Genomic DNA, 24570 nt, shown 5'->3' on the forward strand with positions numbered 1-24570 from the left:
CGTCACGGAGGAGGGGCTTGCTTGAACGGACAATCGGCGCGGGCGGAACGGCGGGGCGGCGGCAGGTCCTCCGGCGCATCAATTGTGACGAGGGGCAGGGTCAAGCGGGAGGAGACACGGCCACTGTCCGGATCTTTTTCGAGGTCCAGTCTGGCTGTAGTCCCATGACGGATACGCAGGCGTTCGCGGATGTTTCCGATGGCGATGCCGTGCCCCGGATGGACTGCGGCGGAGGGACCGGGGGGGGGGGAGGGGGGAGGGGGCATGCACCGGTCATCGTTTCCCGTTTCCGTGACCTCGACCGACCAGACACCGGCCGGCGGGGACGCCCGGCGCAGGCGGAAGAAAGGGCGGCGGGTGTCCGGGGCCTGAAACGACCAGGCGCGAAGATGGATGCCGCCCGGACCGGTCTGGCGTCCGATGCCGTGGGTCACGGCATTCTCCACCAGCGGGAGCAGGAGCAGGGGCATGATGGGCTGCCAGAGCAAGGCGGGGGGGATGTCGAGCGACCAGTGCAGCCTGCCGCCCAGGCGGATGCGCTGGATTTCAAGATAGCTCTCCACGGTGTCGATCTCGTCGGCGAGCGTCACCTCGTCATGCCGGGTGTAGAGCAGGATGCCTTCGAGGTAGTTGGTCAGTTCCGCCAGCAACAGGCGGGCCTTGGCGACATCGTGGTCGAGCAGGGCGGAGGCATTGGCCAGTGTGTTGCCCAGAAAATGCGTCCCGATCTGAACTTGGAGCAGATGCAGGCGGGCGCTCTCGGCAGCATCCAGCAAGCGAGTCCTGCGCGTGGTTGAATGGAATAATATCTGGAGAACATTGGAGACCACAAGGTGGAGAGCATTGGAGACCACAAGAGACAGGCGGCGAAGGATGCGGACGCAGAGGCCGGAGCGTGCGGCTGCCATCGCGCAAATCATGGGGCATTATTCGCGGTGATGGCGAGATATGATTTTGCAAATCACTGTTATGCATAACAGTTACAAAACTGGAAAAGTGGCCGTTCATCCCTGCCAATGGCCATTCGTCATATTTTTAGTGCGGCATAAACAAGGATGTATTTCCACGCTCTTCTCGCGGCTTCGCGCCACGGACTAATCATGAATGCACTCGTCGCGCTGTTAAGACCTGCAGGACATCGAAGTCCCACTTTACCGGAGCCGGACATCCCGCCCAAGGTGCTGGAGGCGATTCGCATCGAGGCCTCGCAACGGGGCTGCACGCCAGCCGATCTGGTCGGGCAGGCGCTGGAGCGAATCAAGGAGGGCGGGAATATCAGGAACGGGGAGTGCGGGGATGGGGATGGGGATGGGGACAAAAGGATGCGTTTTATATGAGGATACTGTTATGCGTGCTGGCGACGGCGGCCTTGTGGATGCCGTCGCGGTGGTTGCTACCGAGAAAACACCGCTTGGTCCGGCTCTCTCATATTCTGGAAAACAAAACGCGATGGTGGCGGCTCCTGAACCGCGCGACTTTCATCAATCTGGCGCGAGGCTGGCTTGGCGCGGCGGTGTGTTTCACCGGGGACAACCTGACTCGGGACGAGTTTGCCTTCATGGCGCTGATTCCGGCCATCGGTGTGTTTTGTCAGTTATGGGGGAGAAGTGATGAAAACAGCGATACAACGCTGCTGGCTCCGGTCGCCTACCTGATGGGAATCACGCTGGGGATCATGCCCCCGGTATGCGCCGTTGCCGCGGTGGTGCTGGCCATGGCGACAGCGGTGTGTTTTGGCAACACGAGCCTGTTTTATCTGGCCGGGATCGTGGTCATTCCTCCGTTGGGTTATCTTTTTCAGGCCCGCACCCTGGGCAGTGCCCTGATGGTGCTCTTGTATGCGCTGCCAGTGCTGACATCGACCATGCTTGGCCGTCCCCTCGGTTTATGCCTGACGAGGAAGAACCGCCTCCTTTCCGCCTCGACATCGCAGACACGGGAAGTGCCCATGATGGAATCGCGCGATCCCTTCCCCTCCCGTCTCCAAACGGCGCCCCGAACGGCAAAATTCAGGCGCAATCAGGATAGGTAAACGGAGGATTTGCAGAAAAAAGTGGCGCGGGCGTCCCGCCCGCAACGTGCATCCCGTAGCGCAGGCGTCTCGCCTGCAATCCATAGGTTGCGCGAAGCGCGGTGCTCTCTTCTGCTTTTTGCTGATTTTGTTATTTGACTGATGTTACGCGGACGTTTGCCAAGGAGCGGCGGATCGGTTGAGGCCGCCGGACGAGGCGCAACGCGCCTCGCCTCATGCAGTTCATCATTCAAACGGGCGACGTTTTGCTGCCGATCCATCCGGCGGCCTGGAGACCGCCGCTCCTTGCTTCGACTGCGTAACATCAGTTATTTGGGAAGGCGGCGCTTCGCGCAATAGACTGACTTGCAGGCAGGATGCCTGCGCTACGCTATGACGCGGGCGTCCCGCCCGCTTCGTGTGTGCCGAACTGAGGCTCGGCGTTCCCAAAATCCGTCCATCCCTCCCCTCCTTCAAAAAAAATCTCAACTTTTTTTTGCCCCTCAAAACCCCCGTGTTTCCGGCCATTTCCGGCCCTTCCTATGTCAACACTTGCGTAATTTTTAATGCCCTCCTACCTTGTATCCATGAGATGAGTACATCCCATTAAAAAATACCAGCCAATTTTCCGATAAAAAACTCGCTTTTCACTATGGATTTTCCATGCTCCTTGCGTATTCGGATCAACATGACATCTACCACCATGCACTCCGCGATTTCGCTCCGCACCGGCGCAATGCAAAATCACGCAACTCTTGCCACCGCGCCATCCACGCCGCAACCCTCTTTTGCCCAAAAAAGGGTAGGGGGTAGGGCGTTTACCGGACTAGGCGCACCTCGCGATTTAGTTTAAGGTCTGCGCACGTTTTACTTTTCCAGCCGCTTCGAACCCGCGACACATGCACATCAACAACTACAGCCTCACAACAAATTCCGAAGCGAGCGCCTCGGAAAAAGTGACGCAAGTTGTTACTAATTTGCAACTTACCCCCCCCCCCCAAGCAGTAGTTTAGTTGATGGTTTTAATCGCAAATTAACTGCGTATTTTACTAAATTTGCATTTACTGACGGGAAGATTGTGCCGACCTTCGGCAAGTGCCCCGAGCCATTCGGTGGACACCCCCGGCCACGCGCATCTCTTTCCGCAAACCCCGTATCCCCGTCCGCAATCTCTGGCCCCTCTCCCAGCCGTTCCGAAGCCCACCCCCGGCCTTGCGGAGACCTCCCCGCAACTCCCGTTAAAGGATACGTAAACTTTGGGAAAGGATACGCGCCATTCGGGAAAGGATACGCAACCTTTGTATCCTTCTACGCCCCCCTCGGAACCTTCCACACCCCCTCCATGCCCTCCCCCGCAAGCTCCGGGAAAGGATACACGACCCGCAGAAAAGGATACGCGACCTTCGGAAAAGGATACGCGACCCGTGGAAAAGGATACGCAAGTTGCGGAAAAGGATACGAAGCCTGCGGAAAAGGATACGAATCCTCCGAATCCTCCCTCAAAAAACGCACGAAACCCGCCGCGCAGACCTACAAGACGCGGAGTTCCGTTATTTTCTTCTCCGCGCCCTCCGCGCCTCCGCGTGAGACAATATCAATCATCAATCATCAATTCTTAAGGGAGGTTCTAAAAATCAGAAATCACACAGAGATCACAGAGAAGGCACAGAGTTTAGGGAGGACAAAACGACTTTGCTCCTTTTTCCGTAAAAATATTATTTTATTTATAATAAATGAATTACAGAGACATTCATTCGCGAGGAAAATGTCCTTCCACCGGACAGGCCTCCCCAAACTCTGTGCCTCCTCTGTGTCCTCTGTGTAATTTTTAGAAGTTCCCATAATTATTAATTAATTCCAATTCCCCCCCTGCCATGCCCAACGCCGACTACATCCCCCGCACCGATGCCGCCTTCAACGACTGGATACGCTTCCTGTATTCCTACGTCGCAGGCAACGCCGCCCGCCTCGGCGTCAAGCCCGCCGACCTCACCGCCCTCAGCCCCTTGGTCAACAACTGGGGAGACAAATACGAAACCGCCCTCAACCCCGCCAGCCGCACCCCCGCCGCCACTGCGGACAAAAACGCCGCCCGCAAGGCCCTCGAAACCGCCGTGCGCGATTTTGTGAAAGCCAACCTCTCGACCGGCAACAAGGCCGTCACCGATGCCGACCGCGAGAACATGGGCCTGACCATCCCCAAGACCACCCACACTCCCCATCCCGTCGCCACCCGCGCTCCCGGCTGCCGCGTGGACACCTCCCTGATCTCCCACCTCATCATCCACTTCTTTGATCCCGACAACCTCCACCACGCCAAACCCTTCGGTCAGCAAGGCGCCGAGATCGCCTGGGGCATCAGCGCCACGCCCGTCACGGCGGCGGAGGACTTGCCGCATTCCAGTTTTGATACTCGCAGCCCCTTCACCCTTGAGTTTAGCGCACACGACCGGGGCAAGACCGTTTACTTCTGCCTTCGCTGGGAAAACACCACCGGCAAAAAAGGCCCTTGGAGCGACATCTTCTCCGCCACCATCCCCTGAGCAGTGAGCAGTGAAACAGTGAACAATGAACAACGAACAACTGATGTTAAGCACGCAGAGTGGCGCGGGCGTCCCGCCCGCCGTAGGGGCGTCGCTTGCGACGCCCGCATTCCGATGTAGCGCAGGCGTCCCGCCTGCAATCCAGCCTGCTGCGCGAAGCGCCGCACTCCATAAAAGTCACCGCGCTTCGCGCAATAGACAAGATGGCAGGCGGGACGCCTGCGCTACGCACGGCGCGGGCGTCCCGCCCGCATCTGCTGCGACAGGACTTTTTTTAGACAAAATTAACAAAATTAACAGAATTATTTTAGAGCATTATAGATTCAATTTTTCGCAAGATTTAAGAGATCACGCAGAGATACAGAGACGCAGAGAAAATTCATATTATAAGTATAAACAAATTAAAAATATTCCATTTCCATTTCTCCGCGTTCTCCGCGCCTCCGCGTGAGACAAAGTAAACCGAAATCATTCCAACAACAAATTATCAACTCAGCCAACTCAACCCATTCCGTTAATTCAGCAAATTTTGTTAATTCTGTCCCAAAAAAGAGTCCTTAAGGGAGGTTCTAAAAATTGCACAGAAGGTAACGAAGAAAACGAAGACAATCAATTGAAGTGGAATTTTTGTTTTTTAATAAAATATTAGAAATAAATAATTTAGAACCAATTATGCTCCCTGTCTTCATCTTCGTTTTCTTGGTTATCTTCTGTGCAAAAATGAATTTTTAGAACCTCCCTGAAACCCGCGATCCACAATTTTTGATCGTTATTCACTATCACACAAAAAAATGAAAACAAAAAAAATACTATCAGGCCTTTTGCGAGGCCTCGTCGCCGCTGCGGCTTTCGCTGCGGCCGCTGCCACTGCGCAGCAGGTGCAGATACTGGAATACTCGGGCACGGCATCTAGTGGCAATCTGTCGCAAAGCACCAGGACTACAGCACACACGGATTTCGTGAATCTCCTCAATTCAGGTAACATGCTGGGAGCTAACTCCAAGCACGGTCTTGTCTTGGGTAGCGATTTCATGGCCAATAATTCCTTCTATTTCATGGACGGCTCGTCCATTAAAAGAGATAATTTTAGTTCGATATCAACCATCTCGGGATCAGGCAACTTTACCGGAGGCTCCTATTCGGGGCAGGCCATGAAAAACCATCCGAATGCCATAGGGACCGCCACCCTTTATCTATATATGCTTGAACCGGATGGCAGCGTCGATTCCTACATTCGCATGACCGGCGCTCGCGCCGTAAATCACTCTGGCACGACGATGGGCTCAGGTGGCGTCGTTGGCGGCATGAATGTAACCGAAGCACTCCACTCCTGCATTGGTACCAGTGATATATTGTATAATTACTTTCTGAGTGCCGACGGCCGGTCGGTCTCTATCTATAATCAGGATAGAACTCACATAAATACTGTCAACAACATAACGCTGAGTGGAGACCTCGCTGGTTATACCCTGCGCGAGGCCATCACTGGCAATATCGTCAAGAATGGCTACCGCTATGTCTATATGGGCGTAGATGATGCTTACACCTACAACTTTGCCAAGATTCCCGTGCCCAAGCCGGTCATCGCCATCCTGTCGCCGACCAGCACTGGGGGCGGCACTGGTGACTTCCAGTCGCCGAATGGTCAGTATATTACGACTTTCACCGGGTATCTGCAAAATGTTGCCACGCTGACCACCGGCTCGCTGGATAGCTACGTGATCGGCAGTTCTGATGGCGTTATCATCAATTTCCCCAGCTCAGCCGGCACCTATACGACGGCCGAGGTCGCCAAGATCAACGCCTTGCTGGCGACGAACACACCCGTCCTGATCAACGGTGGCATCAGAACGTTTGCCAACTTGGCTCCCCAGCTCCGAGACCTGCTCGGCGGCGGCGCACTGGGCTATACCGCCAGTACCTCGCAGAGCGTCGTCTCAAGCGCGCCCGCCGCGCTCATCAACGGCGTCTCGTCGATCACGTTTGGCCCCAGCGCCTACAAACTCGATCCCGCCGGCACTGGCGTGGCGGTGAGTTCCGATAACACCCTCACCGTGTGGGGGGACAACCATAACATCCTGCTGCTGCTCGACTACACGGCGCTGACCGACACCGGCAAGATCGCCGACAACGCGACGTTGGCGACTAACATCGCCTCGTGGCTGATCGTGCCGACCGTCCCTCCTGTCCAATACACCGTGACGTTCGACTCGACTGGCGGCTCCTCCGTGCCCCCTCAGACGGTGAGCCACGGAGCGACGGTCACGGAGCCCCTCTGGCCGTCCCTGCCGGGATACACCTTCGTCGATTGGTATAACGGAGCGGACGTCTATGACTTCGACACGCCCGTGACCGGTGCGCTCACGCTCACCGCGCACTGGAGGCTGAGCTACTACAGCGTGGATTTCGATTCGGATGGCGGCTCCGAGGTGGCCAGCCAGACGGTGAACCACGGAGACAAGGCCACGCGGCCCGCCAACCCGACCAAGGACGGTTACACCTTCGTCGATTGGTACAACGAAGACGGAGTGACCGTTTACGACTTCGACACACTCGTGACCGATGGGCTCACGCTGACCGCGCACTGGACGCTGGTACCCCCCAGCATCGGCAGCTTCATGGTGGACAACCCGCCGGTCCCGACGGCCACGATCAGCGCCAGTCCGGCCAGCGGCACCGCGCCGCTCGCCTCCACGATCACTTGGAGCACCGGCAACGCCGCCTCGGTCACCGTGAGCGGCCCGGGCCTCGACTCGGCCGCTGCCAGCGGCAACCAGGCCGTGAGCGGTCTCACGGCAGGCAGCCACACCTACACGGTGACAGCCGACACAGCGCCCTACGCGATACTCAACTGGAGCGTGGCCGGTGACGTCGCCTCTCTTACGCTGCTGACGCCATCAGGCCCCGTGGACGTGACGGGTGTGGAAAGCTATACCACGACGGAGCCCGGCAGCTACACCTTGGAGGCCACCAATGCCGGCGGCTCGGTCACCAGCGACCCCGTCACGGTGGTCCTGCCCGGCCCCGCGAGCGCCAGCACCACGATCACGGTCGTCGCGCCCGCCAGCATCGACAGCTTCACGGTGGCCAACCCGGCTGCGCCCACCGCCACGATCACCGCCACGCCCGACCAAGGCACCGCGCCGCTCGCCTCCACGATCACCTGGAGCACGACCCACGCCGGCCCGGTCACCGTGAGCGGCCCCGGCCTCAGCTCGACCTCCGCCAGCGGCAACCGCTCGCTCACCGGCCTCGCCGTCGGGGACCACACCTACACGGTGACGGCGCAGCCGCAGGCCACTGCTGCGACGATCTCCTGGAGCGTCACCGGCGCCAGCTTCCTGAGAATGAGCACGCCCTTGGGCGTCAGGGACGTGACCGGAACGAGCTACACCGTCACGGAACCTGGCATCTACGTCCTGTTGGCCTTCGCCGATGCACTGGCCGGGCCGACGGCAAGCGACCCCATTACGGTGACGCTGCCCACGACCCCCGCGAGCGCCAGCGTCACGATCACGGTGGGGCAGCCGTTGCCGACGATCCCGCCGGTAATCGATCCGGATACGGTGGTGGTGATCCCCGATCCCACGACGCCCGGCGGCATCGTCATCGGCGGCGAGATCGGCAGCGACCCGGCGGACCCGGAGCAGGCACAGGAACTGGAAGAGGAAAAAATCTTCCTCGTGACGACGACCGACATCCTCGGCACGTGGAGCGTGGCTGACCCGAGCACCTACACGGTGACGGTAGCCCCCGATGGCCTGTCCTTCACGGTTGCCATCGATCCGACGACCGACGCCGCCCGCTTCTGGCGCGTGGCGACCAGCCTGCAACCGGTGGACGCCAGCGGCGCTCCCGTGGCCAGCGACACGGTCAAATACAACACCGTGCTCTCCGGACGGTATGAGGTGACGGTGCCGGGCACCCAGACACGCCTGGTCGCCAATCAACTGGCCGAAGGCGTGACCGATGCCGTGGCCTTGTTCAGCGATCTGGCCGTCGGGTCCAGTATCAACGTCATCAAACCAGACGGAACATCGGCCACTACAACCAAGATACCAGCCGGAGGAGGACGCTGGACAATCGGCTCGCTGGATTTCCCAGTGGGGAGCGTGGCGGAAGTCCGCAATGCCGGAGCCGCCGCTGCGGCCAAGGCATTTGTCGGGATTGTGCCGACCCAGTCCGTCACCTATTCGCTGAGCAGCGGACAAGTCCAAACCGTGGGCACATCCCTGCCGATTACAGCGACCACCGTGGCGTTGGGAATCAGTCCGGTCTTTGGTGATACGGTAGCTACTTGGCGTAGTGATGGCCTGCTGGGAACGAACACCTACGTAGCAGCCGGAGGCGGACGCTGGCAGGAGGGCAATGCCCCCACCACGATCCACATCGGCGAAGGGTTTGAGGTCAAACATAACGCCAATCAGACTTGGGAGCCAAGACTCAATGTCGTCGAGGACTCGACGAATGTAACGCTGGAGTAACGTGCCATAAACGAACAATCTCTCCCCCCCCTAGCAGGAAAATCTCATGGAGGGGGGAGGAATGAAAACAAACAATATATAACAACATTATGAAAAAAGCATTGATACTAACTGGGCTTCTGGCCCTTGGCCTGACCTCCGTGCAGGCGCAGACAAACGTGGGGTCCAATCCGACGTTCACCAATACGGATGACTATGCAACAACGACCAATCCGCTCAAGCTGGCGAATGGCGACTATGTGATGGGTGCGGATGGTTATATCGTCACCGTATGGCTGAGCAATAATAACCAGGGAGATTATGCCCTTGTCGGAGCTGGGGAATTGTCGGATACGTGGCCCAGTGATTCCTATGGGTTGTACGCAGTGCCAACCAATCTGGGTTCGGTCTGGCTGGATTCGTCCGAGATATTTGATGTCCATATTCGGGTATTCAAATATGGTAATGAATCTCTGGATTATGATCAGGTGCATGACCTGTATGATAACGGGAGTGTTGCGGGCCGGTGGCAGACCCTGATCAGCGGCAGTGACGAGTTCACATATGGCGAATACACCTACCAGCAACAAGCCGGTGCGACGGGACGTATTACCGGAAGCACGTCAACCCATCAGGGCAGTGACCTTACGTGGTACACCGTCAATAGTTCCGTGCCGGAGCCCTCGACGTATGCCGCGCTGGCCGGTCTGGCGGTCCTCGCCTACGTCGCCGTGCGCCGTCGTCGGTGATTGGTAACGGAGGGCGGGTTTTTATTGCCAATCCCCGCCAGACGCGGCGCAAGCCGCGCCCATCCGAAAAAAAACGGAAGGGCGGTGCTTCGCACCGTCGGCGGGTCGGGAGACCCGCCCTCCTTAGAGAAATTAGCCACGGAGGCAACGGAGAGCCGGGTCGCAGTAGTAAATACATAATGAAAAATTAGAGAAGGGTTCCCTGCTCTCTGTGCCTCTCGTGGTTCCTTGGCGATAGATGATAGCGGAGGGCGGGGTTTGGTGGAAATAAACCCCCGCCCTCCAATGTTCTTTCAAACTTTTCGGAGGATGCACCGCGTCTCGCCCGACTCAAAATAAACCGCATCCCTCGAAATACTGGACGGGGGGCGGGGCTTGCTGGCGTGTAATGACTGACGAGGGTTGTTCTTGTGTTGTTTATTGAACCTTCGAGTCCTGAAACTGGCAAATCGTTCCCCGTCCTTTTAATCATTGGAGGGCGGGTCTCCCGACCCGCCGACGGCGTGCAACGCCGCCCTTCCGATTCCGGATGAGCGCGGCTTGCGCCGCGTCTGGCGGGTCAGGAGACCCGCCCTCCAATATTTTTCTCCGCGCCTCCGCGTCTCCGCGTGAGACATTTCTGATCGTATATCCGATGAACAAATTTTTGCTGATAATCCTGCCGGTGCTTGTCGCGTTCGGCTGTGCCTCATCAGGATACAAGAAGGAGGCGAATATAATAACAGAACGCCATCCCTATGCGCTGGTGTTCCGTGCGCCGTTTGGAGCCAAAAACACCTTCAATATCATTCTACCGAGCGGCGAGCGCCGCCGCATCACTTTTAGTGGATACCAAATCATCAAAGACGAACTACGTTAATTTTTACAATCCAACAAACCAACCGCTAATGAACGCTAATGGACGCTAATAAAGGCAGAGTTTTCCGCTGCGGCGCAACGAGCGCAACGCTGAGAGGCAAAAAAAATCTCACGCAGAGGCGCAGAGAAAACAGATGGTTCTAAAAATTGCACAGAAGGTAACGAAGAAAACGAAGACAACCAATTGAAATGGAGCTTTTGTTTTTAACGACCTATTGAAAATAAATAAATTAAATCAAATTATACTCCCTGTCTTTATCTTCGTTTTCTTGGTTATCTTCTGTGCAATTTCCGGAACCACCCTTTATTGTGTTTTTCAATCCAACAAACCAACCGCTAATGGACGCTAATGAACGCGAATGGACGCTAATAAAGGCAGAGTTTCCCGCTACGGCGCAACGAGCGCAACGCTGAGAGGCAGAAAGAATCTCACGCAGAGACGCAGAGGCGCAGAGAAAACAGATGGTTCTAAAAATTGCACAGAAGGTAACGAAGAAAACAAAGACAACCAATTGAAATGGAACTTTTGTTTTTAACGACCTATTGAAAATAAATAAATTAAATCAAATTATACTCCCTGTCTTTATCTTCGTTATCTTCGTTGCCTTCTGTGCAATTTCCGGAACCACCCTTTATTATGTTTTTATTCGCGTCTATTCGCGTCCATTCGCGGTTAAAAATGTATTTATTCTCCCTAGTATAAGAATACAACGATGACCCATTTCCATTCCAAGCCGAGGCGGACGTTTGAGGAGCTTTATTGCGAACAGAGGGAAATCCCGAGAGGGGATTTCGCCCGGCATGTGTTGCTGGAATCGTTGCACCCGACGGCGCGGGTGTTGTATCCGCTGATCGTGCGGATGTCGCCCGACTACTTCGAGGCGGATTTGGAGTTGGTGGAGTCGGCGGGGGAACTGCGGAGCATGAGGGGTTTTGGGGTGGAGGTGGCGAGGTTGTTGTGTCATCCGGGGCACCGGGGGCTTTGGAGGGGCCTGCTGGATTTGAGGATTTCGGTGAGCCGGTTGCAGCGTCTGATGCGGCGCACGCTGTATCCCGAATTGTTTAATGTGAATGTGGGATTTGGCGGAGAGTGGAGCGAAACGGTGGTGAGCCTTGCGGCCCAAAAAACCCGGAGGTCTTCCGGCGAGGATGGGGAGGTAGGCTGACGCAGATGGAGCAGAGGCAGGAATGTCGCCGCTCCGATAAGACTGAACAAAACCCAATGAGAACCACAAACAATGAAGGAACAGGAGCGGTCACCGCCGCACCGGAAGCGCCGGAAGCGCCGGAGAAGGACTGGATGGGGGCGGTGAGGAAGAGGATGGCGATGCTCAAGAAGAGGGAGGAGAAGGAGAGGCATTGGCGTGGGGGGGCAGCGATGCCGGTGGAGCCGGAGGTGGCGGCGCTGGCGGTGAAACTGGCGGCAAGGCCGAAGAAGATAAAGTTCAAGGAAATCCGGGACGAGTTGACGAGGAGGTTTGGGAGGGAGCTTTCGACAGCGACGGTGGTGAACATTCTGACGAGGCATGGGGTGAGGGGGTATTGTGACATGAAGCGGACGCTGGCGATGGAGGAGCGTATTTTGGAGGGGGAGGTGTTGGCACCACGCACGTTGGCGAAGGCGTTGAAGCTTAATCCTGTATTGTGCGAGCGGGGGGGGCCGGGAGAGGGCAGGGAACCGGGAGAGGTGCTGACGCAGACGATTTTTCCCGTGGAGCCTGTAGCGGGGGAGGGAAAGTTGCAGGTGCATGCGGTGGTGGATACGTATGGGGTGCTGGGTTTCGCCGAATTGTATGAGGATGCGACGACGGAGACGGCGGTGAGTTTTTTGGATAAGCGAGTGCTGCCGTGGTATGAGGAGCGGGGTGTGAGGGTGAGGAGGATGGAGACGAGCCGACTGCAGGTTTTTAGCGGGTGTGAGGGTGAGCATGTGTATGGGGTGTATTTGGATTTGCATGGGATAGAGCAGCAGGTGATCCCGGTGGGGCGTCCGTCGATGAACGGGAGCATGGCGAGGTTCAAGCAGGTGTTCACGAGCGAATGGTTGCTGCCGTTGCGTCTGAACCGTGGAGTGCCGCCGGGCCAGTCGAGGCAGGGTCGCAAGCCGAATACACCGGGGGGTTTTGCGCGTCGGTTGGAGAGGTTGCGCGAGTATCTGGCGCAGTGGCTGGATTACTACAACCGCGAGTATCTGTTGCACGGGTACCGCAATGAGGGGAAAACGCCGATGGATTTTTGGGAGGGGTGAGTGGTCTCACGCGGAGGCGCGGGGACGCAGAGAAACAAACGAAGCAGACAAACCAACCGCTAATAGACGCTAATGGACGCTAATAAAGGCAGAGTTTCACGCTACGGCGCAACGGGCGCAATGCTGAGAGGCAGAGAAAATCTCACGCAGAGTCGCAGAGGCGCAGAGAAAATAATTATAAATAAACATTACAAGCATTGTATTTTTCCGGCTCTGCGTTCTCTGCGTCTCTGCGTGAGACAAAATAAACCGATTTAGAATGAATAAATTAACATACATTTCCTTCTCCTGTCTTTGTCTTCGTTATCTTCGTTTCCTTCTGTGCAATTTCCGGAACCACCCTTTATTGTGTTTTTTAATCCAACAAACCAACCGCGAATGGACGCGAATGGACGCTAATAAAGGCAGAGTTTCACGCTACGGCGCAACGGGCGCAACGCTGAGAGGCAAAGAAAATCTCACGCAGAGTCGCAGAGGCGCAGAGAAAATAATTATAGATAAACATTACAAACATTGTATTTTTCCGGCTCTGCGTTCTCTGCGTCTCTGCGTGAGATTCTTTCTGCCTCTGCGTGAGACTTCTCTTTGCCTCTCAGCGTTGCGTCCGTCGCGCCGTGGCGAGAAATGCGGCCTTACTGTCCTTTTTTCAATGAATTAAAAAATCAAAGATTTACCCATGAACACAAAATCAAAAAACAACTACGGCAGCCTGCTATTGCGGGTGTTGCCCATCCTCGTGCTGGCGCTGTCTGTTTCCACCCCTGCCGGAGCCTATACCCAGTGGAATTATAGTGGCCGCGGCGACTGGTCCGATCCCAACTACTGGAACGGTGGCGTGCCTGACGCCAGTCAAGACAACGCGGACATCCCCGCTTGGGTCGGGGGCACCGCCGTTATGACTGGACTGAACGTCACTGTCCTCATGGTACCGGATGCCTGCCTTGGCGTGGGTGGCGGTCTGGAACTGCATGCCTCGACGATGACCGCCCACGGCCTGCACACCTTTGCGGGTGGCACTGCCACGCTCTACTCCGGGTCCGTGCTGAATACGGATATTATCCATGTCAGCGAATATGGCGGAGGGACACTTTCCTTGCTGGAGTCATCCAGCCTGCATGCCTCCGATTACTTTCAGCAAAATGCGGAAGGCATCCTCACGCTCGATCTGACCGGCTGGCGCAGCCAGGGTGCTGCGCTCATCACCGCGAACAGGACCGAATTGGACGGCGGCACGCTTAATCTGCTCTCGCTGGAAAACCTCCAGCAGAACGACAGGCTGGTGCTGATCGACAGCAATACTTTCAACGCCGGTCACTGGCAGACGCTGAAGGTCGGTGGCGTGGAGCAAACCCTGAGCGAGATAGACAGCGACACATGGGAGTTCGCCTACGATGGCGGGGTGTATGAACTCAACTATAACTACGGCACGTATGACATTACCCTCTCGGCCCTCATCGTGCCGTACTCTGGTCCCTCCGTGCCCGAGCCTGCCACGTATGCCGCCCTCGCCGGTCTGGCGATGCTGGCGTGGGCAATCATCCGCCGCAGTCGCGGCGCCTGATAGAGCATTGTCGGTTCAATTTATCACAAGGTTTATGAGATCACGCAGAGACGCGAATAAAGGCAGGGTTTCTCGCCACGGCGCAACGGACGCCACGCTGAGAGGCAGAGAAAATCTCACGCAGAGTCGCAGAGTCGCAGAGAAAATAATTATAAATAAAAATTACAAACATTGTATTTTTCCGGCTCTGCGTTCTCTGCGTCTCTGCGTGAGACAAAATAAACCGATTTAGAATGAATAAATTAACATACATTTCCTTCTCCTGTCTTTGTCTTCGTTATCTTCGTTCCCTTCTGTGCAATTTCCGGAACCACCCTTTATTGTGTTTTTTTAATCCAACAAACCAACCGCGAATAGACGCTAATGGACGCTAATAAAGGCAGAGTTTCACGCTACGGCGCAACGGGCGCAATGCTGAGAGGCAGAGAGAATCTCACGCAGAGTCGCAGAGGCGCAGAGAAAATAATTATAAATAAACATTACAAATATTGTATTTTTCCGGCTCTGCGTTCTCTGCGTCTCTGCGTGAGATTTTTTCTGCCTCTGCGTGAGACTTCTCCCTGCCTCTCAGCCGTTGCGTCCGTCGCGCCGTGGCGAGAAATGCGGCCTTACTGATAGCTGAAATGAAAACCGTGTCATCACACCAGCAGCCCGGCACTCCCAGGGGGAAGTCGTTCAGGGAGCTTTATTGCGAGCAAAGGGGCATCTCTGAAAGGGTGTTCGTGAAGGTGGTGTTCAAGGAGTCGTTGTATGTGATGGCGCGGGTGCTGTATCCGTTGATCGTATGGATGGAGCCGGATTTTTTCAGGGTGGATATTGATTTGGTGGCGTCGGCGGGAAAGTTGCGGAGTATGCGGGGGTATGGGATGGTGATGATGAGATATAATTATCTATCGCCTGAAGATGGTTTTTGGCGGAACTTGTTGAGGTTGAGAATTTCGAGGGGGCGTTTGCGGGAGTTGTTGCAGCAGACGTTCGAGGTGGAGCGCGACAGGGAGGCGAGAATTCAGGCGCTGTTGGGAGCGGGGGAGCAAGTTGCCGCTCCATGCGAAATCCAATTACCATGAAAACAACGACAACAACAGGGTACGATAAAGCGGAGGCGAGGCAGGGGTGGCAGAAGGCGGTGCGGGAGCGGATGGAGTTGCACAAGAGGATGACGAAGGTGGAGTTGATGAAGAGGAGGCGTCGTCGGGGAAAGAGGGCGATGCCGATGGAGCCGGAGGTGGCGGCGCTGATGGTGGAGATGGCGAAGAGGCCGGAGAAGCTGAGTTTTGAGGAAATCTGTGCTGGGTTGGAGAGGGGGTTGGGGAGGGTGATTTCGAGGACGACGGTGATCAACACGCTGGCCAAGCATGGGGTGAGGAGGCATCGAGACAGGGAGCGGGCGCTGGAGGTGGAGAGGAGGATAGTGGAGGGGCTGGAGGTGGGGCCGCGGATGTTGGCAAGGGCGTTGAAACTGAATGCCGCCTTGGGTGAGCGGGGAGGGCCGGGAGAGGGGAATGAACCGGGTGAGGTGCTGACGCAGACGTTATTTCCGATAGAGCCGGTGGAGGGAAAGAAGAGGTGGCATGTGCATGCGGTGGTGGATACGTATGGGGTGGTGGGTTTCGCGGAGTTGCATGAAGATGCAACGACGGAGACGGCAGTGGAATTGTTGGATAGGCGAGTGCTGCCGTGGTATGAGGAGAGGGGTGTGAGGGTGAGGCGGATGTTGACGAACCGGCAGAGGGTTTTTTGGGGATCGGAGGGTGAGCATGTTTACAGGGTGTATCTGGACTTGCATGGGATAGAGTATCAGGTGATTCCGGTGGATCGACCGACGATGAACGGGAGCATGGTGAGGTTCAAACAGGCGTTGAGGAGCGAGTGGTTGCTGCCGTTGCGTCTGAGCCGTGGATTGCTGCCGGGCGAGTGGAGGGAAGGGAGCAAGCCGGAGGCGGTGGGAGGGGGTGCGCGTCGGTTGGAGCAGTTGCGCGAGCACTTTGCGCAGTGGCTGGAGCACTACAACCGTGAGTATGCGTTGCAGGGTTACAGGAATAACGGGAAGACGCCGCTGGAGTTTTGGGAGGGGTAGGAGTGGTCTCACGCGGAGGCGCGGGGGCGCGGAGAGGCTGTTTTTCCCGCCTTTATTAGCGTCCATGGCGGACTGTCGCTTCGCTCGAAACGCGTTCATTCGCGGTTGGGTTTGGGATTGGGATCGGAAACATCCATTCTCCCTAAAAATGAGGTCGCGCTTGCGCGATTGATTGGTCAGCCTTGCCGTCCATTCAATCCGCCCCTGCCGGACCAAGGCCAGTGTCCGTCCGGCACATTTTTCGAGCCCTCTCCTGCAGCACCCTCCCACGTCCCAACTCCGTCCTCGCCCCACCATGTCGTCCACGCAACGCCTCTTTGTTTACGGCACGCTGAAACGCGGCGGCCTGCATCACCCCCTGATGGCCGGACAACGCTTTATCTCGCTCGCCCGCACCCTCCCACGCTACCGGCTGCACGATGTGGGCGGATTTCCCGGGATGGTCGAAGACCCGGCCAACCCGCTCGCCGTGGAAGGAGAGGTCTGGGAGGTGGACTCGTTTGGCCTTGACGTGCTCGACCAGTTGGAAGGCACCAACGAGGGCCTGTATGCGCGGGTGCCCGTGCCCCTCGCCGCTCCGCTTCAGAGCCTGCCCGTGCAGACCTATCTTTACCTGCGCCCCGTGGCCGGTTGCCCGGATAGTGGCGCGTGCTGGATTGTCTGATATTTGCATTTGCCCGCCCGCGCTTTCCCTCCCCCGGTTCGCTCCGGTTGACAGCCGCAATCCCCGCCTCCTAGCGTCTCCCAATGGATCAACCGGCCTACACTCTGGAGTTCGAAAAACCACTGCGCGATCTCAGCACGCAACTGGAGCAACTCCGGCAGCAGTCGCTCGAAAACAAACTCGATCTCGGAACCGAAATCGCCGCCATCGAGAAAAAAATCTCCGCCACCCAGCGCGAGATCTACACCACCCTCTCGCCCTGGCAGCGCGTGCAGATTGCCCGCCACCCGAAACGCCCCTACGCCCTCGATTACATCAACGCCCTCTGCGACGATTTTCTGGAACTGCACGGCGACCGCCAGTTCAACGACGACCGCGCCCTCATCGGCGGCACCGCCTTTTTCAAAGGCGAGTCGATCATGGTCATCGCCCAGCAAAAAGGCCGCGACACCAAGGAAAAGATCATCCGCAATTTCGGCATGCCCCAGCCCGAAGGCTACCGCAAGGCGCTCCGCCTGATGAAAATCGCGGAAAAATTCGGCCTCCCCGTCATCACCTTTATCGACACCCCCGGCGCCTATCCCGGCATCGGTTCCGAGGAGCGCCACGTCTCCGAAGCCATCGCCGTCAATCTGCGCGAGATGGCCATGCTGCGCATCCCGACCATCTCCGTCGTTGTCGGTGAAGGCGGTTCCGGAGGCGCGCTCGGCATTGGCGTCACTGACCGCGTGCTCATTTTTGAGAACAGCTACTACTCCGTGATCTCGCCCGAAGGCTGCGCTGCGATTCTCTGGAAAGACCCCGCCGCCGCGCCCAAGGCCGCCGAAGCGCTCAAGCTCAACGCCGACCAACTCTCCAAACTCCACGTCGTCGATGACGTGATTCCCGAACCCTACGGCGGAGCGCATCACGATCCCGCCAAGGCTGCCACCGCCCTTGCCACTGCGCTGCAAAAGCACCTGCGCGAACTCCGCCAGTTGGACGAAGCCGCTCTGCTCGACCAACGCTACGAACGCTACCGCCACCTCGGCACCTTTGAAGAAGCGGGAGCCGTGCGAAGCTAAAAGGGCCGAAAGTCAAAAGATTGTCCCCATTGGCGTCGTTGCTCCTGCGCCCCCGTGCAAACAACGTTTGCTTTTTCCTGCTCGCGCCCAGAGGCGGGATTCGGTTAACACATGCCGTTTCACTTCAACCCTTTTGCCGAACAACAAAACCGTGCGAGTCCTGCAATTCGTCTCCAAAACCTTCGCAACAGAGCTGGCTGATTTCTGCCGCGGAGCCGTCATTCCCAAAGAAATCCAAGACTCCGTCTCCGCGATTCTCGCCGACGTGCGCGCCCGCGGAGACGAAGCCGTGGCCTACTACGCGGCCAAATTCGACGGCGCCAAACTGCGCGCCCGCGAATTTCGAGTGAAGCCAGCCGAGATCGCCGCCGCCGTCAAACGCCTGCCTGCCGCCGACAAGAAGGCGCTCGCCGCCGCCCACGAAAACATCCTCGCCTTCAACAAAAAAACCCTGCCCAACGACTGGAGCGGCAAAAACAAACACGGAGCCACCATCGGCGAGCGGTTTTATCCCATCCGCCGCGTCGGCCTCTACGTCCCCGGCGGCGAAGTGCCGCTCGTCTCCACCGTCCTCATGACGGCCACGCTTGCCAAAATCGCCGGCTGCCCCGAGATCGCCGTCTTCACGCCCTCCAACCCGCAGGGCAAAATCGCCGACGGCCTCCTCGCCGCGCTCGCGCTCGTGGGCATCGACGAAGTTTACCGCATCGGCGGCGTGCAGGCCATCGCCGCCGCCGCCTACGGCACCCTGACCGTGCCTGCGGTGGACAAGGTGTTCGGTCCCGGCAACGCCTACGTGTGCGAAGCCAAGCGCCAGGTTTTCGGCGTCGTCGGTGTGGATTCTTTGCCCGGCCCGAGCGAGGTCATGGTGATCTGCGACGACACCGCCAACCCCGCCTTTACCGCCGCCGATCTGCTCGCGCAGGCCGAGCATGGATCGGGACGCGAAAAGATTTTTTTCGCCGCCACCTCCGCCGCGATCATTGAGGCCGTCCACGTCGAGATGCGCGCGCAACTCAAGTGGCTGTCGCGCGCCGCCAAGATCGAAAAAGTGCTCGCCGACGGATTTGTGTCGATCGAGGTGCCCAACCTCGCCGCCGCCGCTGAGGTCGCCAACTATATCGCCCCCGAACACCTCAATCTCCAGGTGAAGGACACTGCGCAAAAGACGCTCCTCAAAAACATCACCACCGCCGGCGCCATCCTCCTTGGCAACCACACCGCGACCGCGCTCGGCGACTTCGTGGCGGGTCCGAGCCATGTGCTCCCGACGGGACGCGCGGGACGTTTTTTCAGCGGACTGCGCGTGGCCGACTTCATGCGTCGCACAAGCGTGGTTGGCTACACCAAGCCCGGCGTGAAAAAAGCCGAGCCCATCGTCTCGGCCTTCGCCGCGATGGAGAAACTCGACGCCCACGGACGCTCCGTGAAAATTCGCGCCGTGTGACGCGCCGCTTTCCAGAATACGGAAAAAACCACGCCTCCGTTTTTTGGACAGAATTAACAGAATTTTCGGAATTAGCAGAATTGACTGAACAAATAATCCACTGTCTGTCGGACAATTCATTGTTAATTCCGGCAATTCCGAAAATTCCGTTAATTCTGTCTAAAAAAACGGATTTCCTGATTTATTCCACATCCCGCCTTTTCCATGCAACCGCTTCCGCACATTGCCCGACTTCACGCCTACACGCCCGGCCTCCAGCCCACCGGCTCCGGCTGGGTGAAACTCAACACCAACGAGTGTCCCTATCCGCCCAGCCCGCGCGTTGCCGCCGCCGTGCAGGCGGAACTCGCCGGGGGGGGGGGGGAGGGCGAACGCCTCCGGCTCTATCCCAACCCGACCAGCGCCCCGCTGCGCCAGCTCGTGGCCCGCGTCCACGGCCACGGCCTGACAGAGAAAAACGTGCTCATCGGCAACGGCTCCGACGATGTATTGAATCTCCTGATACGCGCCTACGCCGGCCCCGCCGCCGCGTCCGCCGCCACCGGGTTCACCGTGCCCAGCTACTCGCTTTACCCGGTGCTTGTTGCAATCCAGGACGGCGTGTGCGTGCCGGTGGAGTTTGCCCGCGACATGCGCCTGCCCATCGAACGCATCGCGGCGTCGGGCGCCCGGATGTTTATCCTCACCTCGCCCAATGCGCCCACCGGCGTCGCCTTCAGCAACGCCGACATCGAGGGCGTGCTCGCGGCGTTCCCCGGCCTGCTCGTCGTCGATGAAGCCTACGCGCCCTTTGCCCGCGAAAACGCCGTGTCGCTCCTCGCCCGCCACCCGCGACTCGTCATCACGCGCACTCTCTCCAAGGCCCACGCGCTGGCCGGCATCCGCGTTGGCTACGCACTCGCTCACCCCGACGTGATCGACGTGCTCGACCGCGTGCGCGACAGCTATAACGTCAACCGCCTCTCGCAAGTCGCCGCCTGCGCCGCGCTCGAAGATGCCGGTTACTACGACGCCATCATCGGCAAGATCATCGAGACCCGCGACTACTGGGCCAGTGAGTGGCGCGCCCGGCGCGGCTGGTTCACTTACGAGACGCAGGCCAACTTCATCTTTACCGAACCCAAAAACGCCCGCGACGAGACCGGCCCCGCCGTTGCCAAGTCGCTGTATGACCACTTTGTTGCGAGCAAGATACTTGTTCGTTACTTCCCCAGCCACGCCTTGACCGCATCATTTCTGCGCATCAGCGTCGGCACCGACGACGAGATGCTCGCCGTCAATGAAGCAATCGACACATGGCTAAAATAAACATCCGTCCAAAGTCTCTCCCCCCCCCCCCCCCCGTCGTGGACAATCGCACCGCCACTCTCTCCCGCAAAACAGCCGAGACCGACATCCAGCTCACGCTCGCCGTTGATGGCGCCGGACGCTCCCGGATCGACACCGGCGTGCCGTTCTTCGACCACATGCTGACGCTCTTCGCCAAGCACGGCCTCTTCGACCTCGACGTGACCTGCAAAGGCGATGTCGCCGTGGATTATCACCACACCGTGGAAGACGTTGGCCTCGTGCTCGGCGACGCGTTCAAACGCGCCCTTGGCGACAAACTCGGCATCCGCCGCTACGGATTCTTCATCCTCCCGATGGACGAGACCCTGGCGCGCATCGCCGTGGACATCGGCGGACGCCCGCACCTCGTTTACAACGTCGAAGCGCCCACGATGTATGTGCGTGATTTCAACATCATTCTTGTGAAGGAATTCTGCCGCGCCTTCAGCAACGCCCTCGGCTGCAACCTGCACGTCGGCATCGAGTACGGCGAGGAGCCGCACCACATCGCCGAGGCGATCTTCAAGTGCCTGGCCCGCGCCCTTGACGCCGCCACGCAAATCGACCCGCGCACCGTGGGTCAACTCCCCTCGACCAAGGGGAAAATCTGACATCGGAGGGCGGGTCTCCTGACCCGCCAGACGCGGCGCAGCCGCCGCCCATCCGTATCTATCGTTCCGGAAGTGAGAGCCCGAGCCTCGCGCTTCCGTGCAAGGTTCGTCTGGCGGGGATTGGCAATAAAAACCCGCCCTCCGCCTGCAGTTCCCTGTCTTCTGATATTGCCCGACCCGGTTCGGGTCGTTTCGCTCGCCCGTTTGCCATCATGTCTCACACTCCCTTCTCCAGCCAGCTCATAGCGGATGTCGGCATCTCCTTCGGTGACGAAGGCAAGGGCCGCCTCATACCCGAAGTCGTTCATGAGCTCCGCGAGACCCCGCACCCCGTCAGCGTCGTCCTCAAAGTCAACGGTGGCGCCAACTCCGGCCACACCGCTGCCGGCATCAAACTCAACCTCCTGCCCGCCGGCGTCGTCGAAAAATGCATCGCCCACCTCGCCATTGGCAGCGGCGTTGTTGCCGATCCCCGCAAAGCCATTTGGGAAGCCCTGCCTCTGGAAAAAAAAGGCTACGGCGTCCTTGAACGCCTCGTGATCGACGAGCGCACGATGGTCTCCGACCTCACGCACCGCCTGCTCGACCTCGCGTGGGAAGATTACCGCACCGTCGTTCTCAAGGAGGAACCGCGCGGCTCCACCGGACGCGGCATCACTCCGGCCTACCTCGACGAAGTCGGGCAATGGCAAATCACCTTTGCGGACTTCCTCGGCCCGCGCGACGCCTTTGCCCGCAAGCTCGCCCAACGCGCCGACCGCGCGCTCCGTGTCATCCAGCACGTCTGCCAGACCAGTGCGGAGACCTTTGCCAGTTTTTTTGACAAACTCACCGCCGCCGAACTCCGCGCCAATGCCGAGGCCATCGAACTCGGCGTCTTCGACAAAGCCGAGTTTGACTTCACCGTCTTCCGTGGTGCCGCCCCCTTCACGCTCAATCTCGACAAACTCACCGACACCTACTGGCAGACCGGCCAGCGCCTGGCCCGCAACATCGGCGAAGTCCGCGAACTCATCCTGCGCGAAGTCCGCGCCGGACGCACCATCATCGGCGAGTTCGGCCAGTCCTACTGGCTCGATAAACGCCACGGTTTCTCGCCCAACGTCACTGCCTCGCACACCTTCACTCCCGAGTTTTTCCAGAGTGCGGGCATCGCGGTGCAGCCCATCCACACCTTTGGCGTGGCCAAGGCCTACGACACCAAGGTCGGTACCCACACTTTCATTACGCAGATGGACGACGCGCATCCGCTGGCCGCGTTGTTGAAGCAACTCGAATTTGGCACCTCCACCGGACGCCAGCGCATGGTCGGCTGGTACGACGCCGTGGAAAAAGGCGACGCCCTCCGTTACGGCGGTTATCAGGACGTGATGATCAACAAGCTCGACGCCCTCACGCACCGCGGAGACTGGCAGGGCGACCTGCTCATCGCCACCGCCTACGAGGACGCCGGCGGCAAACGCTACCACCACGTGCCGCGCAACGAAGCCGTGCGCAAGACGCTCCGCCCCGTGTATTCAAAACATCCCGGCTGGAGCGAGGACGTATCCAAAATCCGCCACTTCGCCGACCTGCCGGCCAACGCCCGCAGCTATGTTGCAGCCATGATGCGCACCTTGGTTGAGGTCGCCTGGCACGGAGAGACGATTCCGACCGATCCCGCATTGTTGCCCAACCTGCGCTATCTCGGCGTCGGTCCCGATCCCTCGCAGATCATCAAGGATGTTCCGTCCACCGCTGAGTTGCTGAAACTCGGATAAGGGAGGGCGGGTCTCCCGACCCGCCGACGGTGCGAAGCACCGCCCATCCGATTTCGGAAGGCGCGGCTGCGCCGCGTCTGGCGGGTCGGGAGACCCGCCCTCCACCCAAGGCAAAAAATAGCTCCTCACTTCATGCCCGCCATGCGATGGGTTCGCAGAGAGCGCGCAGGTTTTCGAGCGGAGTGCCGGAGGGGATTTCGCAGCCGGCGTTTATCATGAAGGGATTGCCGACGAGTTCATAGAGTTCGAGCAGGCGGCGGCGGATGCTTTCGGGAGTGCCACGCAGGACTTCGGCCACGGGATCGATGTTGCCGGCCAGCGTCACGCCACGCCCAAGCGCCTCGCGTGTTTTTGTCATATCCACCATGTGGTCCACGTCGATCACGTCGATGCCGAGCGTGGCAAGGCCGGGCAACAAATGCGTGATGTTGCCGCAAATATGCAGACGCACTTTCAGCGACGGCTTGTGCTTTTTCAGCTCGCGCACGATCCACTGCTCGCGCGGAAGAATCAACGACTCGTAAACATCACGCGACACCTGGCTCGCCACGGCGTCGCCAATGCCGATGGTGTCGGCGCCGAGATCGATCTGGATCTTGGCGAATCGAAGCGCGACCTCATTGCAGATGTCCATCAAGTCGCCTGCGCGTTCGGGATCGGTGAGCAGATCGATAAAAAAGTTTTCCACGCCGCGCACGTCGGCGGCTTCGGCGGCGGGGCCTTCAATCCAGCCCATGATGGAATGGGTCGTCCCGTTTTGCGCGGCGTAAGCGCGGACGGCTTCGATGCGGTCACGCATGCGCGGGGAGGTCATCGGATCGGGACGCAGGAGTGCGGCGAGGCGGGCGGCGTCAAGATCACCGTCGGCAAGCGGCGGAGCGTCGATGTGCGCACCGGAGTCGCGTTCGTAGATGATTTTCGCGCCGTAACCTTCCGTCTCGCGGTAGGGGTCGCTCATGGTATTCATCTGGTCGATACCGAAGTCGGCGGCGCATTGCTGGTTGGCTCGGACGAGCACACGATAATCGGCGGTGAAATCGCCGTAATTGGAACCGATATGCTCCGCGGCGTAACGCATGAGGATCGGAATGCGAGGGACAAAATCGACGGGTTTTCCGTCGATCATATTCAAATAACGTTCGAGGCTGGTCATGGTTGATGGGTGAATGGTTGCGGGGGGGGGGG

Annotated in this window: 19 protein-coding genes; 17 read left to right on the forward strand and 2 right to left on the reverse strand. The window is 58.5% G+C overall.

The genetic code is table 11. The features are described from left to right. Positions 1-2: 2 nt before the first annotated feature. A complete protein-coding gene (locus OBACDRAFT_RS18545; RefSeq protein WP_157837180.1) occupies positions 3-908 on the reverse strand; it encodes a sensor histidine kinase in 906 nt (301 codons plus the stop codon). A 503-nt stretch (positions 909-1411) separates the two neighbouring features. On the opposite strand from OBACDRAFT_RS18545, the gene OBACDRAFT_RS18555 reads away from it, so the two are divergent. The 17 genes from OBACDRAFT_RS18555 to OBACDRAFT_RS18635 all read left to right on the forward strand — a co-directional run bounded on the left by OBACDRAFT_RS18555 (position 1412) and on the right by OBACDRAFT_RS18635 (position 23385). Beyond that, the gene (locus OBACDRAFT_RS18555; protein WP_125069302.1) at positions 1412-2032 is read left to right on the forward strand and encodes a hypothetical protein; all 621 of its coding nucleotides are present in this window, start codon (positions 1412-1414) and stop codon (positions 2030-2032) included. 1853 nt (positions 2033-3885) lie between these two features. Then, on the forward strand, positions 3886-4554 hold the full coding sequence (locus OBACDRAFT_RS18565; RefSeq protein ID WP_043588204.1) for a hypothetical protein: 669 nt from the start codon (positions 3886-3888) through the stop codon (positions 4552-4554). 95 nt (positions 4555-4649) lie between these two features. Then, positions 4650-4832: a hypothetical protein gene (locus OBACDRAFT_RS28505; protein ID WP_157837181.1), complete on the forward strand. Its 183-nt coding sequence runs from the start codon at positions 4650-4652 to the stop codon at positions 4830-4832. 513 nt (positions 4833-5345) lie between these two features. Continuing rightward, the gene (locus OBACDRAFT_RS18570) at positions 5346-9038 is read left to right on the forward strand and encodes an InlB B-repeat-containing protein (protein ID WP_081722191.1); all 3693 of its coding nucleotides are present in this window, start codon (positions 5346-5348) and stop codon (positions 9036-9038) included. An 89-nt stretch (positions 9039-9127) separates the two neighbouring features. Further along, positions 9128-9766: a putative globular PEP-CTERM protein gene (locus OBACDRAFT_RS18575; protein ID WP_043588208.1), complete on the forward strand. Its 639-nt coding sequence runs from the start codon at positions 9128-9130 to the stop codon at positions 9764-9766. Positions 9767-10400: 634 nt separating this feature from the next. Then, complete coding sequence (locus OBACDRAFT_RS18580; RefSeq protein WP_043588210.1) at positions 10401-10625, forward strand: hypothetical protein; 225 nt, start codon at positions 10401-10403, stop codon at positions 10623-10625. A gap of 712 nt (positions 10626-11337) precedes the next feature. Then, positions 11338-11790: a hypothetical protein gene (locus tag OBACDRAFT_RS18585; protein WP_052362236.1), complete on the forward strand. Its 453-nt coding sequence runs from the start codon at positions 11338-11340 to the stop codon at positions 11788-11790. Positions 11791-11846: 56 nt separating this feature from the next. Continuing rightward, the gene (locus OBACDRAFT_RS18590) at positions 11847-12872 is read left to right on the forward strand and encodes a hypothetical protein (RefSeq protein ID WP_157837182.1); all 1026 of its coding nucleotides are present in this window, start codon (positions 11847-11849) and stop codon (positions 12870-12872) included. A 676-nt stretch (positions 12873-13548) separates the two neighbouring features. Next, complete coding sequence (locus tag OBACDRAFT_RS18595) at positions 13549-14433, forward strand: PEP-CTERM sorting domain-containing protein (protein WP_043588212.1); 885 nt, start codon at positions 13549-13551, stop codon at positions 14431-14433. A gap of 623 nt (positions 14434-15056) precedes the next feature. Further along, the gene (locus OBACDRAFT_RS18600; RefSeq protein ID WP_052362238.1) at positions 15057-15500 is read left to right on the forward strand and encodes a hypothetical protein; all 444 of its coding nucleotides are present in this window, start codon (positions 15057-15059) and stop codon (positions 15498-15500) included. Beyond that, positions 15497-16510 (forward strand): hypothetical protein, encoded by a 1014-nt coding sequence (locus OBACDRAFT_RS18605; RefSeq protein WP_052362239.1) that lies wholly within the window; start codon positions 15497-15499, stop codon positions 16508-16510. Before OBACDRAFT_RS18600 ends, OBACDRAFT_RS18605 begins: the two co-directional genes overlap by 4 nt. Before the next feature lie 295 nt (positions 16511-16805). Continuing rightward, positions 16806-17174, forward strand: coding sequence for a gamma-glutamylcyclotransferase family protein (locus OBACDRAFT_RS18610; RefSeq protein WP_043588214.1), 369 nt, complete (start codon positions 16806-16808; stop codon positions 17172-17174). Positions 17175-17257: 83 nt separating this feature from the next. Then, complete coding sequence (locus tag OBACDRAFT_RS18615; protein ID WP_043588216.1) at positions 17258-18238, forward strand: acetyl-CoA carboxylase carboxyltransferase subunit alpha; 981 nt, start codon at positions 17258-17260, stop codon at positions 18236-18238. Between the two features lie 133 nt (positions 18239-18371). Then, positions 18372-19685 carry a histidinol dehydrogenase gene (hisD, locus tag OBACDRAFT_RS18620; RefSeq protein ID WP_232767391.1) on the forward strand — a complete coding sequence of 438 codons (1314 nt, stop codon included), beginning with the start codon at positions 18372-18374 and terminating at the stop codon, positions 19683-19685. Between the two features lie 204 nt (positions 19686-19889). Then, complete coding sequence (locus tag OBACDRAFT_RS18625; protein ID WP_043588218.1) at positions 19890-20993, forward strand: pyridoxal phosphate-dependent aminotransferase; 1104 nt, start codon at positions 19890-19892, stop codon at positions 20991-20993. After that, the gene (gene hisB, locus OBACDRAFT_RS18630) at positions 20981-21625 is read left to right on the forward strand and encodes an imidazoleglycerol-phosphate dehydratase HisB (RefSeq protein ID WP_052362240.1); all 645 of its coding nucleotides are present in this window, start codon (positions 20981-20983) and stop codon (positions 21623-21625) included. Before OBACDRAFT_RS18625 ends, hisB begins: the two co-directional genes overlap by 13 nt. 212 nt (positions 21626-21837) lie before the next feature. Continuing rightward, the gene (locus OBACDRAFT_RS18635) at positions 21838-23385 is read left to right on the forward strand and encodes an adenylosuccinate synthetase (RefSeq protein ID WP_043588220.1); all 1548 of its coding nucleotides are present in this window, start codon (positions 21838-21840) and stop codon (positions 23383-23385) included. 130 nt (positions 23386-23515) lie between these two features. Here the strand turns inward: OBACDRAFT_RS18635 and OBACDRAFT_RS18640 are convergent. Then, the coding region (locus OBACDRAFT_RS18640; protein ID WP_232767393.1) for a uroporphyrinogen decarboxylase family protein at positions 23516-24570 on the reverse strand (1055 nt) is incomplete at its 5' end.

Source organism: Geminisphaera colitermitum TAV2 (assembly GCF_000171235.2).
In the GTDB taxonomy this organism is placed as follows: domain Bacteria; phylum Verrucomicrobiota; class Verrucomicrobiia; order Opitutales; family Opitutaceae; genus Geminisphaera; species Geminisphaera colitermitum.